Source organism: Chitinophaga ginsengisoli (assembly GCF_003014595.1).
Lineage (GTDB): Bacteria > Bacteroidota > Bacteroidia > Chitinophagales > Chitinophagaceae > Chitinophaga > Chitinophaga ginsengisoli.
In genome coordinates this window covers 134,375-148,705 of sequence record NZ_PYGK01000004.1, presented here as the reverse complement: position 1 = coordinate 148,705, position 14,331 = coordinate 134,375, and the positions used below count along the sequence as shown (strand labels likewise).

The following is a 14,331-nucleotide window of genomic DNA, read 5'->3' as shown; positions in this document are numbered from 1 at the left end:
TATTATTGTGAAAATTATTTATAGCTACGTTGAGTTGGTTTACATTCTACAAACTCAAGAGCTTCTTTATGCAACTCGAACTGGCTTTCACCTTTATATTCCCATGCAGCTACATAGCTGAAGTTTTCATCATCACGTTGTGCTTCGCCATCTGGTGTCTGTGATTCTTCACGGAAGTGGCCTCCGCAGGATTCACGACGGTTCAGAGCATCTAGGCACATCAGTTCTCCCAGCTCCAGGAAGTCAGCCACACGGCCTGCTTTTTCCAGTTCAGGGTTGAATTCGTTGGCATCACCCGGGATACGTACATCGCTCCAGAATTCTTTACGTAAAGCCTGGATCTCAACGATCGCTTCTTTCAGTCCCTGCTCATTACGGGCCATACCGCATTTATCCCACATGATCTTTCCCAGTTTCTTGTGGAAGTGGTCTACGGATTTGGTACCCTTAATGCCCATTAGCTTATCGATAGTAGACTGTACATTCTTCTCAGCTTCTACGAAAGCAGGATGATCCAGAGAAATTGCCTTGGTCTTGATATCGTCAGCCAGGTAGTTACCCAGTGTATAAGGAATAACGAAGTAACCATCTGCCAGACCCTGCATCAGTGCGGATGCACCCAGACGGTTTGCGCCGTGGTCGGAGAAGTTAGCTTCACCCAGTGCGTACAAACCGGTAACGGTTGTCATCAGTTCGTAGTCCACCCACAGGCCACCCATGGTGTAGTGTACTGCAGGGTAAATGCGCATTGGCACTTCATATGGATTTTCACCGGTGATCTTGGCATACATATCGAAGAGGTTACCGTATTTCTCAGCTACGACTTCTTTACCCAGTTTACGGATCTCTTCAGGAGTAGGATTGGACAGCTGTCTTTTGTTGGCTTCAATCCTTCCGTAACGCTCTGTGTTATATGCGAAATCCAGGTATACCGCCTGTTTGGAGCTACCAACACCATAACCAGCATCACATCTTTCCTTGGCAGCGCGGGATGCCACGTCACGTGGTACCAGGTTACCGAAAGCAGGATATCTTCTTTCCAGGTAGTAGTCCCTTTCGTCTTCAGGAATATCAGAAGGTTTGCGGGTATCGTTCTGTTTTTTAGGCACCCATATACGACCATCGTTACGGAGAGACTCAGACATCAGCGTCAGCTTGGACTGGTGGTCTCCGGAAACCGGGATACAGGTCGGGTGGATCTGCGTAAAACAAGGGTTGCCGAAGAAAGCGCCTTTGCGGGTAGCTTTCCAGGCAGCTGTTACGTTAGAGCCCATCGCGTTGGTAGACAGGTAGAATACGTTACCGTAACCACCACTTGCCAGCAGTACTGCGTGACCGAAGTGACGTTCCAGTTTACCGGTGATGAGGTTACGGGCAATGATACCACGTGCTTTACCATCTATCACTACGATGTCCAGCATTTCATGACGGTTGTACATGGTCACATTACCTAATGCTACCTGGCGCTCCAGGGCGGAGTATGCGCCTAACAGCAGCTGCTGACCGGTCTGACCGGCAGCGTAGAAGGTACGCTGTACCTGTGTACCACCGAAAGAGCGGTTGCTCAGCAATCCGCCATATTCGCGGGCAAAAGGAACACCTTGTGCCACACACTGGTCAATAATATTGCCACTTACCTCTGCCAGACGATGCACATTCGCTTCACGGGCACGATAGTCGCCACCTTTTACAGTATCATAAAACAGACGGAACACAGAGTCACCGTCGTTCTGGTAGTTCTTTGCAGCATTGATACCACCCTGTGCAGCAATACTGTGCGCACGGCGTGGACTATCCTGGAAACAGAAAGCTTTCACCTTATAACCTAACTCACCCAAAGCAGCAGCAGCCGAAGCCCCTGCCAGGCCAGTACCCACGATGATCACTTCCATGTTGCGCTTGTTAGCCGGGTTTACCAGCTTACAATGCCCCTTATAATCTTCCCATTTCTTGTCTAATGAACCGGCAGGAATTTTTGAGTTCAACATATATCCTTACTTTACTGAGTTTATTTGAAATATATAACCACGGGAATGATAGCAAAGCCAATAGGAATCAGGATCCCGAACAACCAAACACCTACGAAATTGATAAGGCCATTGTACTTAACGTGATTCAGGCCGAATGTCTGGAAGGCGCTTTTAAACCCGTGTACCAGGTGGAAAGAAAGACCGATCATACCGATCACATAGAGTATCACCAGCCATAATTCCTTGAATGCCAACTGCGCCGCAAGATAAAGGTTCTTGTATTCCTCACCTTTATAGCTCACGGACTCCAGTGACCCATAGTGCATCTGGAACCAGAAATCTTTCAGGTGAATGAGCAGGAAGATCAGCAGGATGCTACCCATGATAGCCATCTGACGGCTGAACCAGGATGAAGTCTGGTTACCTGGATTGATCGCATACTTTACCGGACGGGCAGCCCTGTTGCGGAAAGTAAGCTGTAAAGCAAGAATAGCGTGGATCAAAATAACGACCTTCAAACCCCAGGCTAAGAACTGGATTAAGGCGTTGTGACTCATGAATGCGGCATAGATGTTAAAAGCTTCGCCCCCATCGTCTTTGAGTAACGCGAGATTACCAGCCAGGTGCACTATAACAAAACTACACAGAAAGAGACCGGTAGCACCCACTAATAATTTTTTACCGATAGAGGTATTAAAGAACTGTGACCACTTCATAAGTTAAATTCTAAGCTTCCTTAAAAGATGATATGATAATATTTCGAATATATCGCGCAAATTTAGCGCAGGAAAAATTAAAACCAAATGATATTTCTCAGTTTTTGCTTTGTACTGAGCGCCAATTCATTGTTTCAGCGGCAAGCCCCGGTTCATTAAAGGACAAATGCCCCTTACCTGTCGGTTAGTAGGGAGACAGGCTGTTCATTTACGGGAATAAACAAAGAAACGTGGAATTTGTTCCGCCCTACTCGAGGCGGCGCATCATAACGTTATCAATAATGGAATAAAGATGTTGCGGCTGGTAAGTACGCCATTTCTCATTGTTCAGAAGATGTACGTAATTATCCAGATGGGCTTTCTCAAATTCCTGCCGCGTCTGTACCGGCATATTCAGGCTCACAATCCATCCTCCGTCATCACGGATGTCATCCCACCATTCTTCATAGTAGCTATCGTCAGATGAATGAAAATTCATCACATTTTCCGTGATAAGGATGAACTTATTGATCTTACTGGCAATCATCACATCGATGACATCACGTTTCAATACCATAATATCATTCTCCAGACAGTCGTTCCATTCTCCCAGTACTTCAATAATGGCATAGTTGAATTCGTAATCGGCAAAAAGTACCTTCAGATACAGATTACGGGAGCCGAATTCATCCCACTGTGGGTGTACATAATAATTATATACAGTATTGGAGTAAGTGAACTCACTATATTCCCTGCCATAGAACGGGGATAGCTCATCATCCTCTGCTGTATATAAGTGGCGCCAGTTATAAAAAGGTTCTATATCGTGCATGTCACTCTAACTCTAAAATGTTCGTTTCTACAAATTTCGGTGGAAATTTCAAAAAAGAGAAACGTTCCATTTCTGGAAAAAGTTGTAACTATACATAGTCCTCAATGGCCTTTCTGACGCTGCCGGCTTTCAGCAATAACTCTTTTGCCTTTTCGTAATCTGTCAGGGATAATTTCTCCATCAGCATCTTCACCCCTCTGTCTACCAGCTTGTCATTGCTCAGCTGCATGTTCACCATCTTATTATCCTCTACCCTGCCCAGCTGGATCATCACGGCAGTAGAGATCATATTAAGAACCAGCTTCTGCGCAGTACCACTTTTCATACGGGTGCTGCCGGTAACAAATTCCGGTCCTACCACCACCTCTATCGGAAAGTCTGCCTCGGCCGACAGGGGCGCTCCGGGATTACAGCAGATGCTGCCCGTTACAATCCCTTCCTTACGGCATTTATTGAGGGCGCCGATCACATAAGGGGTGGTGCCGCTCGCCGCAATACCTACTACCACATCTTTTTCTGTGATATTACATTCCTGCAGATCTTTCCAGCCCTGTTCCCTGTCATCTTCTGCAAACTCCACCGCTTTACGGATGGCTGCATCCCCTCCGGCTATCAGCCCTATCACCAGCCCATGAGGCACCCCAAAGGTAGGCGGGCATTCAGACGCATCAACAATGCCTAAACGTCCGCTGGTACCTGCGCCCAGGTAAAACAACCTGCCGCCGGCCAGCATTTTGTCGGCGATAGCGGTCACCAGCTTTTCTATCTGAGGTAAAGCCCTGGCTACAGCCTGGGGCACGGTGGTATCTTCCTGATTAATATTGGTGAGGATCTCCTGCACACTCATTTGCTCCAGGTGGCGGTAGTGTGACGCTTGCTCTGTTACTCTCTCAAAGGACATTTGTTGTGTATTTGTTTATTGATGATATGCCATCAGTCCTTCCATAGGGCTGCGCAATATCCGGCCCAGCTGCAGTTCGTACAGTTCACATAACTCCTGCAGGATATCCCTGAAATTCCAGGCAATACTTCCGGTAAAGTGCAGCGGGTGCGTCCAGCTTTCGCTGTATTTATAAATATGGCTAAAGAAGAATTCGTTTAAGCTGTCTTCCAGGATGTTCTCGATAATAAAATGCCCCCGGTTCTCGCCCAGGAATTTCGCAAAACCAGCCAGATAGCGGTTCGGGAAAGGTCTGCGGTACACATTTTCCAGTATTTCCTCATGACTGGTATTATACTGGGCGTCAAAACGGCTTTTCAGGTCTTCGTCGAAGGAATTGTACAGGTAGTACTGCAATAGCTTTTTACCCAGGAAGGCGCCACTGCCCTCATCTCCCAATACGTATCCCAGTCCCGGATTATTCTTTCTGATGGTAGTGCCGTCGAAAAAACAGGAATTGGACCCTGTACCCAGGATACTGGCTACGCCAGGCTCCTTTCCGCACAGCGCTCTGGCGGCTCCCATCATATCGTGGTTCACTTCGAAGGATGCGATAGGCCACACCGCCTGTAAAGCCGACTCCACAATCTCCACGCTCTTCCGCTGTAAACAGCCAGTCCCGTAATAATGTATCTCGTCTATCTGGATATCAGGTGGCAACTGAGGCAGTAGCTCTTTCTCCAGCAACTCCTGTATCTGTTGTGCATTCAGGAAAAAAGGACTGATCCCGGATGTCTGATAACGCGCGGGCGCTCCGGCACCGAGCAGGCACCAGTCAGCCTTAGTCGATCCACAATCTGCAATTAGCTGTACTTTCATGACACATCCGTTGAAGGTTGAGGTTTAATATACTATTTTTGCCACAAGTTAAATAAATAGCGACAAGATACAAGCTACCTTGCAGCTGTTTTCAATATGTCATTATGTCGAACAGGAAACTGAATGTTTTTTTACCTCTCTTATTTGCAATAGTGCTTGCTTTGGGAATGTATCTGGGTCATAAAATGCCAGGAGCTAACACAGGGGCGCAAACGTTACTATTCAGCCGGGCAGGGCGTGCACCATTGCAGGAAGTCATGGACCTGCTAAAAATAAAATACGTTGATACCTTACAGGTAGCGGATCTCCAACAGGAGGCCATTGAAGGCCTGCTTAGCCACCTGGATCCTCATTCCATCTATATTCCGCCGTCCAACCTGCAAACCGTGAACGAAGACCTGGAAGGTCACTTCTCCGGTATCGGTGTGGAATTCAACATTATAGCTGATACCGTGAATGTTGTTTCCGTAGTTCCCGGAGGTCCTTCAGAGACAGCCGGCGTACAATCCGGCGACAAGATCATCAAAGTGAACGACTCTCTCGTGGCGGGCAATAGCATTTCCGGCGACAAGATCCGTAAAATGCTGCGCGGTCCGAAAGACTCTAAAGTGACTGTCACTATGTTACGTCAGCAGAAAATGGTCCCCGTTCAGATCATCCGCGGCGACATTCCTCTTTATAGTATCGATGCCAGCTACATAGCGGCGCCCGGGGTTGGCTACATCAAGATCAGCAAGTTCTCCGGCACCACCTACCAGGAGTTCATGGATGCGCTACGCAAACTGACTAAGGCAGGCATGACCAAACTGGTGATCGACCTCCGTCAGAATCCCGGTGGCTACCTGGATGCTGCCACCCGTATTGCCGACGAACTACTCGACGACAACAAACTGATCGTATATACCAAAGGGAAAAGCTACCCACGTTCAGACTACCGCTGTGAAAAGCCAGGTCTGTTCGAGAAAGGGGAACTGGCGGTCCTCACAGATGAAGGTTCTGCCAGCGCGAGCGAGATCCTGGCGGGCGCTATACAGGAATGGGACCGCGGTACCATCATCGGCCGCCGTACTTTTGGAAAGGGCCTGGTGCAGGAACAGTTTGACCTCAGTAATGGCGGTGCCCTCCGTCTGACAGTAGCACGCTACTACCTCAATTCCGGCAGAAGCATCCAGAAGTCCTACGCCAATGGTCGTGAAGCTTATGATGAAGATATTCTGAACCGTTTCAATCATGGTGAATTCGTCAACCGTGACAGTATCCGTCCTAATGACACCCTGCAATTCAAAACTGCCAGTGGCCGCGTTGTATACGGCGGTGGTGGCATCACGCCCGATGTCTTCATTCCTTTTGATACCAGCCGCTTCTCTAATGTGCTGACCAACATGTATTCCCGTAGTACTTTCAGCAACTTTGCTTATCAGTACTATACCAGCCATAAAGACGAGTTCAAACAGTATAAGGATGCTACTCAGTTCAGTAATCAGTACCATGTGAGCAATGAACTTTATAACGCTTATAAAGCTTTTGCTGCAAAGGACAGTGTGCGTGGTGTAGAATCAATCAATGCACATGATGAGACCGAGATCAGGACGCGTTTGAAGGCTTTGTTGGCGAGGCAGATGTGGAGTTATGCGGGGTTCTATGAGTCGCTGAATAAAGAGGATGATATGATGAAGAAGGCGTTGCAGGTGTTGGAGAAGAAATAATTGAGCGTTAATAGCTATTTGGAAGCCATCTGGATATACTCCGGATGGCTTTTTTTTGGGGCTTTTATTTTACGCTAAGTAGCTTCGGTTCCAGTATGCTTTACGCTAAGTAGCTTCGGTTCCAGTATGCTTTACGCTAAGTAGCTTCGGTTCCAGTATGCTTTACGCTAAGTAGCTTCGGTTCCAGTATGGGATGGCGGTCGGCGCCTCTCTGGAATGCTATTTAGCATTGTCAAGCGAATAGGGGTTGAATATACATTGAGCAGCATCTGTCGTGTCACCCGAGAGCCGAAGGCCCGCCATTCCCATCTGGAACCGCTTGCTACTTCCGCTGCCCTACGATAATATCATGTGTCCGACTTTTCAGAACGACGATGTGAAATGCTGATAACACTGTATAATAGCGGCATTCAAGAATTATGTATGACTATGTATGACTATGTATGATTATGTATGATTATGTATGATTATGTATGATTGTGTATGATTGTGTATGATTGTGTATGATTATGTAGTTGCCTCAATGCGTTAAAACCAAATATTTCGGCCCGGTATTACAGAGCTCAATTTATAAGCGGAACTCTCAAAGCATAGCGGTTTCAGGTGGGAATCACTGGCATAAGTTGTTTGAAGCTAAGCTCACACGATTGATAGGGGTTTAATTCATATTCAAAAGCCCATACGATTCCAAAAGCTTAATAGCACGCAGCTTCAAAGAACTAAGCCAGTGATCCCAGCCTGAAGACCGCGATACTGCTCACCGCCATAAAATATAGCACCCAAATATGAACGGAACGCTCAAAGCATAAAGGAAATCCCAGCCTGAAGATTACTACCTCTCCTTTGACATGCAGCCACACGCTATAAGAAGAACTCACTAAAAAACCTTTGAGAATAGGGCAAAAAAAAACCGCCTCGTTTACACGAGACGGCAAATAAATTCTTACAAAACAGATTAGTGTTTTGCTTCTGCAGCAGGAGCAGCAGCAGCTGAATCAGCAACTGGAGCAGCAGTAGAATCTGTAGTAACAGCAGCAGAATCAACAGCTGGAGTAGCAGCAACTGTATCAACAGCTGGAGTAGCAGTAGAATCTGCAGTTGTAGTAGAAGCACCACCGTTGCAAGCTACGAAGAACATGCCAGCAGCAACTGCGAAGAAGAATAATTTTTTCATGCTTTAGTTTGTTTTTAAAGATGCGCAAAGGTATAGTTATTTTTAATTATAGAACAATACCTATAACAAATTTTTACCTTTATTTCTTCCTGAAGAACAGTTTCAATGGCACACCTTCAAAATCAAAGTTGCTACGGAGCTGATTTTCAAGGTAGTTTCTGTACGGTTGCTTCACATCATCCGGCAGGTTACAGAAGAACGCAAATGCCGGTGTATACGTCGGAAGCTGCGTTACATACTTGATTTTGATAGGAATACCTCTCACTACCGGTGGATGGAAATTCTCGATCGCCTTCAACATCACCTCATTCAATTTCGATGTCTGCACTTTACGCTTACGGTTATCATATACACGCAGCGCCTCTTCTATCGCCTTGAAAATACGTTGTTTCTCTAAAACAGAGGTGAATATGATCGGTACATCAGAGAATGGCGCCAGACGGCTTTTCAGGTCTTTTTCATAGTCCCTTGCCGTGTTGGTACCCTTATCTTCGATCAGGTCCCACTTATTCACCAATACTACAAGTCCTTTCCCCTTGCGGCCTGCCAGGCTGAAAATGCTCAGGTCCTGTGCAGTGATGCCTTTGGCGGCATCGAGCAACAGCAGACAGACATCTGCTTCATCCATCGCCTTGATGGCCCGGATCACGGAATAAAATTCCAGGTCTTCCTGTACTTTGTTCTTACGGCGCAAACCGGCAGTATCGATCAAAACGAAGTCCTTCTGGAACATTTTATAGTGGGTGTGAATCGTATCGCGTGTAGTGCCGGGAATGTCGGATACAATGTTCCGCTCTTCCCCGATCAGGGCATTCAGGAGGGATGATTTACCCACATTTGGCTGACCGATGATCGCGATCTTCGGCAGTTCTGCCGCTTCCTGCGCTGCTTCCAGCGTTTCATCATCTTCCGGGATCTTGCTGGTGATTTCATCAAGTAATTCACCACTGCCACTACCACTCATAGAAGACATGAAAAATATGTTTTCAAACCCAAGACTGTAGAACTCTGTTGCTTCCAGCTGACGGGTATTGTTGTCCACTTTATTCACTACCAGTATCACCGGTTTGGAAGAGCGGCGCAGCATATCTGCCATATCCGCATCCAGGTCAGTAATACCTGTAGCTACATCACACATGAACAGGAGAAGGTTAGCCTCCTCCATCGCTATTTTTACCTGCTTGCGTATCTCACGCTCAAAGATATCTTCACTTCTGGATACAAAACCACCGGTATCAATCACGTTGAACGATTTCCCGTTCCAGTCCGCAACACCATATTGCCTGTCACGCGTAACGCCGCTCACGTCATCGACGATGGCTTTACGCTGCTCCAGCAAACGGTTGAACAGGGTAGATTTACCCACATTTGGACGACCGACGATTGCTACTGTAAATCCTGCCATAAAAATTAAAAATTAATAACCGTATTCCCTTAAATAAATATCATTATCCCGCCACTTGCTGCGCACTTTCACAAATAGTTCAAGGAAAACTTTCTGACCCACAAATTTCTCGATATCCTGGCGGGCCAGCGTACCGATCTTTTTAATGGAAGCCCCTTTATCACCCAGGATGATCGCTTTCTGCGTCTCACGCGTCACAATGATCTCTGCCGAGATCTTGATCAGTGTATTTTTCTCCTGGTACTGTGTAACAATTACCGCAGTATGATAAGGGATCTCTTCGTCAAACAGGTGAAATATCTTTTCCCGGATGATCTCTGCTACAAAGAAACGTGTAGACTTATCGGTTAACGTGTCTTCCGGATAGAAGGGGTCGCTTTCGGGGAGCATCGCTACCACAGTTTCCAGCAATGCAGGAATACCTTTTTTCTGCATGGCAGAGATCACTACCACTTTTTCCGCTTTTCCCCACTCCTCACATTTCTTTACCAGTACATCCAGCTCCTCTTTCAGCAGGAGATCCGATTTGTTGATCACCAGTATGCTGCGGGCTTTCAGTTTCAAGGACCCGAACAGCTCCAGGTTCTCTTCCAGATTATCCTTGGCATCCATGAGCAACATGGCAACATCGGCATCTTCCAGCGCTGATTTCACAGCACCCATCATCTTTTCGTGCAGCCGGTAACGGGGATCAATAATACCCGGGGTATCAGAGAATACGATCTGGTACTCCGGTGTAGTGACCACTCCCGTAATGCGGTGTCTGGTCGTTTGTACCTTCGGAGATACAATAGCGAGCTTCTCGCCCACCAGCGCGTTCATCAGGGTACTTTTCCCTGCATTTGCCTTACCGAAGATATTGACGAAACCAGCTTTATGCATGCACAACGAATTTCCTTAACTTCCTGAAATAAAAAAAGCCGAATCACTTCGGCCTTTTTTTGCTTTGATTTTTTGTAGCGAGGAGAGGATTCGAACCCCTGACCTTCGGGTTATGAGCCCGACGAGCTACCTCTGCTCTACCTCGCAATGAGGGTGCAAAGATAGGATTAAAATCATTCCAGCCAAATCTTTTTTAGGAAAATCCGAAAAAGATGGTAAAAAAACTGCAGCATTCATCTTTCCCATTTACATGAAAGGCAGTACAGCAAAGTATTACAACATGCTTCGACTGTCAGGTCTGCTACTGCTATTAAAATATTGCTCATCCGGTTATTTTAGATGAGAAAGTATTTTAACAGGCTCTAGCGACCACGTCCGGCACTGTTGCAGGTACTGCTGCACACGCCTGGTTGCTCCAAATGGAATGCTTCAATCCTTTCTGTTATTGCTACGCAACCAGGGGAAATGTTACCAACTTCCTTCTGTCGGAGAAAACAGGTCCGTGTACAGCAGCCGCGACCATCACGTTCGCTGCTATCAGTATGCTGACATTTACCAGTCACCATAAACCGGAAAACAGTCAACGCTGCCGCACTACCAACATGCAGTCCTAAAAAGGCAGATCATCGGCAACATCTGCATTATCAGTTGCCACTTCCTCCCCTTCCAGCTCCTTTCCGCCGCTTCCACGCGGCCTGTTAAGTAACTTTAAAGCGGAGATCCGCAATCGAAGTGATGCCACCTGCTCCCCCTGATTGTTCACATATACCTCCACAGAAGGCGTGCCATCTACAAATACCTGTGTGCCCCTGGTGAGATAAGGACCCACTTTTTCGCGATCCCACAGGGAACAATCTACCCAGATGGTCTTTTCCTGCAATACACCATCCTTGTTTGTGTACCGCTCAGAATGAGCCATACGAAAGCTGAGTACGGACTTGCCATTTACATGCCGCTGAACTGCATCTTGTCCAAGATGCCCGATTAACTGTAGTCTGATCATTACAGATTCAATTTGGTTAACACTAAAAAAAGTTCAGGGAGGATTCAATTTGAGTGAGATGTATAATGAATGGAAATTATACATTTTCTGTCATTGTGAAAAATATTTTCTCTTTTTAATCTCCGCAGCTATAACTTTGTTCCCGGAAACAGGAGTGCGTACTGGCGCAATTAGCATTCAAAACTCCCTTGTTTCACCTCGGGGTGCCTTACTATCAGGCTGAGATCAGACCCGTTGAACCTGACCAGGTAATGCTGTTTAGGAAAGGTAAGCGAACAATCTCTTCCTTACCCAATATTATTGAAAGAAAGCTACAGATTGTAAGCTATTAAACCGTCAACGTCCATGAGACAACTTTTATTTCTTTTGCTGCTATGCAGCTTAAGTACTGTACACGCGCAAACTGTGCTGACAGGAACAGTGACTGACAAGAACAGTGGCAAACCACTGCCGGGAGTTTCTGTAAGTATCCCTTCCTCCAATACCGGTGTTTATACCAATGAAAGCGGCCAATACCGCTTTACCATCCCTTCAAAAGGTCACTATAGCCTACAAGCCGCTTATCTTGGTTTTAAGACATTTACGACGAATATCAGCGCCAACGGCAGCAGCATTCAGACAGATATCTCCCTGGAAGAAACCGGCCTCTTTGTGAAGCCCGTGGAGATCACCAGTCTGCGTGCAGGTGAACACTCGCCTTTCACACAGTCGACCGTAACTGCTGAAGACATCAAAAGACAGAATCTCGGACAGGACCTGCCACTGCTGCTGAATCAGCAACCAGGTGTGGTTACCAACTCCGATGCCGGAACAGGTATCGGTTATACTGGCATCCGCGTGAGAGGTTCTGATATCACCCGTATCAATGTCACTGCAAATGGTATCCCTATCAATGATGCAGAGTCACAGGGTACTTTCTTCGTGAACATGCCCGACTTTGCGTCTTCTGTCAGCAGCATTCAGCTGCAACGAGGTGTAGGTACCTCTACCAATGGGGCTGGTGCTTTCGGTGCTTCGCTGAACCTCAGCACCAACGATTTCAGGGATAAAGCCTATGGTGAGATCAGCAACAGCTACGGTTCCTTCAACTCCTGGAAACATACAGTGAAAGCAGGTTCAGGTTTGATCAATGACCACTTCACCATTGACGCCAGACTGTCTAAGATCTCTTCAGATGGTTATATAGACCGCGCATCCTCCGATCTGCGCTCTTTCTATACATCTGCTGCCTATATTTCCAAAAATACCGCTATCCGCCTCAACGTGTTTTCCGGCAAGGAAAAGACCTACCAGGCATGGAACGGTGTACCCTTTGATTCACTGAAAACACATCGTACATACAACTCTGCCGGACAACGTTCCGATGGTTCTTACTACGATAATGAAACAGATAACTACCAACAGGATCACTATCAGTTGTTCCTGAACCAATCTCTTAACTCCAGGCTCGATTTCAACGTTGCGGCACACTACACCCGCGGTAGAGGTTATTATGAGCAATACAAGGAAGCACAAGCATTTGCCGACTATGGCATTGCTGATCCTGTGATCAACGGGGCACCTGTAACAAAAACAGATCTCATCAGACAACTCTGGCTGGACAACCATTTCTACGGTGGTATCTTCTCTGTGAACTATAAAGGCACTCACCTTAACTGGAGCCTGGGTGGTGGCTGGAATCGCTATGAAGGCAGTCACTATGGTAAGATCATCTGGGCGCAATATGCGATAGACAAAGATCACAAGTATTACGACAACGACGCTTTTAAACGCGATCTCAACATCTACTGGAAAGGCGAATACAAACTCACAACTGCCCTCCGCCTGTTTGCTGATCTGCAATACCGTACGGTGAAATACAATATCGATGGGTTTGATGATAATCCTCACCTGATACAACACAACGACTATAACTTCTTTAATCCGAAAGCAGGTATTTCCTATACAGTAGACGGCCACCAGGAAGTATATGCGTCCTTTGCAGTGGGCAATAAAGAACCTAACCGCGATGACTTCGAAGCTGGAGTGAACAATACACCTAAACACGAAACACTGCGTGATATCGAGGCAGGATATTCCTACCGCAGCGGCAACCTGGTATTACATGCCAATGCCTACTACATGAACTATAAAAACCAGCTGGTGCAAACCGGTCAGCTGAATGATGTAGGCGCTTATACCCGCACCAATATTCCGAAAAGCTACCGTGCCGGCGTAGAGCTGCAGGCTAGCACAAGACTGGGCCGCCTCTTCACCCTGTCGGCCAACGCTGCCCTGAGCCGTAATAAGGTAAAAGACTTCAGGAATTTCGTTGATAACTACAACACCGGCCTGCAGGATACAGTCACTTACAACAACAGCAATATTGCCTTCTCTCCTTCTTTTGTAGGCGGTTATACATTAACAGCCAGACCGATCAGGAACCTGGAAATAAGCCTCCTGGGCAAATATGTAAGCAGGCAGTATCTGGATAATACCAGTACAAAAGCACGTAGCCTGGACGGTTACTATACCAACGATCTTCGCATTAACTATGTCATTCCGCAGCCGCTATTCAAAGAACTCGGTGTACAGTTTATGCTGAACAATATCTGGAACAAGAAGTATTCACCCAACGGATGGACTTACGCATATAAAGAGGATGGGGCCGAAAAATCGACGAACGGATACTATCCGATGGCTGGCACCAATTTCTTCGCCGGCGTCAATATAGCCTTCTAAAATAGCTTAGAACAGGAAAAGGGCTGTCCGCCGTTGGTGGACGGCCCTTTTTATTTCCAATAGTTTGTAGTCCCGAAAATGAATCCGCCTATATAGTATTATTTTTTCTTATATTGCCTGAAAATCACACCTATACCTTCGAGGGGACATTGCATGAGACTTATACCTGGTTATCCATGACCAT

The 14,331-nt window shown here is 46.6% G+C and carries 11 protein-coding genes, 1 tRNA gene and 1 riboswitch; of the genes, 2 read left to right on the top strand and 10 right to left on the bottom strand.

The window, feature by feature from the left end; genetic code table 11:
* Positions 1-14: 14 nt before the first annotated feature.
* From CLV42_RS11450 to CLV42_RS11430, 5 genes are all read right to left on the bottom strand, one after another.
* Positions 15-1,988: a fumarate reductase/succinate dehydrogenase flavoprotein subunit gene (locus CLV42_RS11450; protein ID WP_106602057.1), complete on the bottom strand. Its 1,974-nt coding sequence runs from the start codon at positions 1,986-1,988 to the stop codon at positions 15-17.
* Positions 1,989-2,008: 20 nt separating this feature from the next.
* Positions 2,009-2,686, bottom strand: a complete 678-nt coding sequence (locus tag CLV42_RS11445) for a succinate dehydrogenase cytochrome b subunit (protein ID WP_106602056.1) — start codon at positions 2,684-2,686, stop codon at positions 2,009-2,011.
* A 247-nt stretch (positions 2,687-2,933) separates the two neighbouring features.
* Entirely contained in the window at positions 2,934-3,497 is a 564-nt protein-coding gene (locus CLV42_RS11440; RefSeq protein WP_106602055.1) for a hypothetical protein, read from the bottom strand.
* 88 nt (positions 3,498-3,585) lie between these two features.
* Complete coding sequence (gene murQ / locus CLV42_RS11435) at positions 3,586-4,398, bottom strand: N-acetylmuramic acid 6-phosphate etherase (protein WP_106602054.1); 813 nt, start codon at positions 4,396-4,398, stop codon at positions 3,586-3,588.
* Positions 4,399-4,413: 15 nt separating this feature from the next.
* Positions 4,414-5,256 carry an N-acetylglucosamine kinase gene (locus CLV42_RS11430; RefSeq protein WP_106602053.1) on the bottom strand — a complete coding sequence of 281 codons (843 nt, stop codon included), beginning with the start codon at positions 5,254-5,256 and terminating at the stop codon, positions 4,414-4,416.
* 104 nt (positions 5,257-5,360) lie between these two features.
* Here CLV42_RS11430 and CLV42_RS11425 point away from each other — a divergent pair, with 104 nt between their 5' ends.
* Entirely contained in the window at positions 5,361-6,962 is a 1,602-nt protein-coding gene (locus tag CLV42_RS11425) for a S41 family peptidase (protein WP_106602052.1), read from the top strand.
* A 955-nt stretch (positions 6,963-7,917) separates the two neighbouring features.
* Here CLV42_RS11425 and CLV42_RS11420 read toward each other — a convergent pair.
* From CLV42_RS11420 to CLV42_RS11400, 5 genes are all read right to left on the bottom strand, one after another.
* On the bottom strand, positions 7,918-8,136 hold the full coding sequence (locus tag CLV42_RS11420; protein WP_106602051.1) for a hypothetical protein: 219 nt from the start codon (positions 8,134-8,136) through the stop codon (positions 7,918-7,920).
* A gap of 79 nt (positions 8,137-8,215) precedes the next feature.
* Positions 8,216-9,541 carry a ribosome biogenesis GTPase Der gene (gene der / locus CLV42_RS11415; RefSeq protein ID WP_106602050.1) on the bottom strand — a complete coding sequence of 442 codons (1,326 nt, stop codon included), beginning with the start codon at positions 9,539-9,541 and terminating at the stop codon, positions 8,216-8,218.
* Positions 9,542-9,553: 12 nt separating this feature from the next.
* The gene (gene era / locus CLV42_RS11410; protein ID WP_106602049.1) at positions 9,554-10,423 is read right to left on the bottom strand and encodes a GTPase Era; all 870 of its coding nucleotides are present in this window, start codon (positions 10,421-10,423) and stop codon (positions 9,554-9,556) included.
* 75 nt (positions 10,424-10,498) lie between these two features.
* A tRNA-Met gene (locus CLV42_RS11405) sits at positions 10,499-10,570 on the bottom strand.
* Between the two features lie 463 nt (positions 10,571-11,033).
* Positions 11,034-11,426, bottom strand: a complete 393-nt coding sequence (locus CLV42_RS11400) for a single-stranded DNA-binding protein (RefSeq protein WP_106602048.1) — start codon at positions 11,424-11,426, stop codon at positions 11,034-11,036.
* Between the two features lie 189 nt (positions 11,427-11,615).
* Positions 11,616-11,708: riboswitch (TPP riboswitch) on the top strand.
* A gap of 63 nt (positions 11,709-11,771) precedes the next feature.
* Here CLV42_RS11400 and CLV42_RS11395 point away from each other — a divergent pair.
* Complete coding sequence (locus CLV42_RS11395; protein ID WP_106602047.1) at positions 11,772-14,147, top strand: TonB-dependent receptor; 2,376 nt, start codon at positions 11,772-11,774, stop codon at positions 14,145-14,147.
* Positions 14,148-14,331 lie beyond the last annotated feature (184 nt).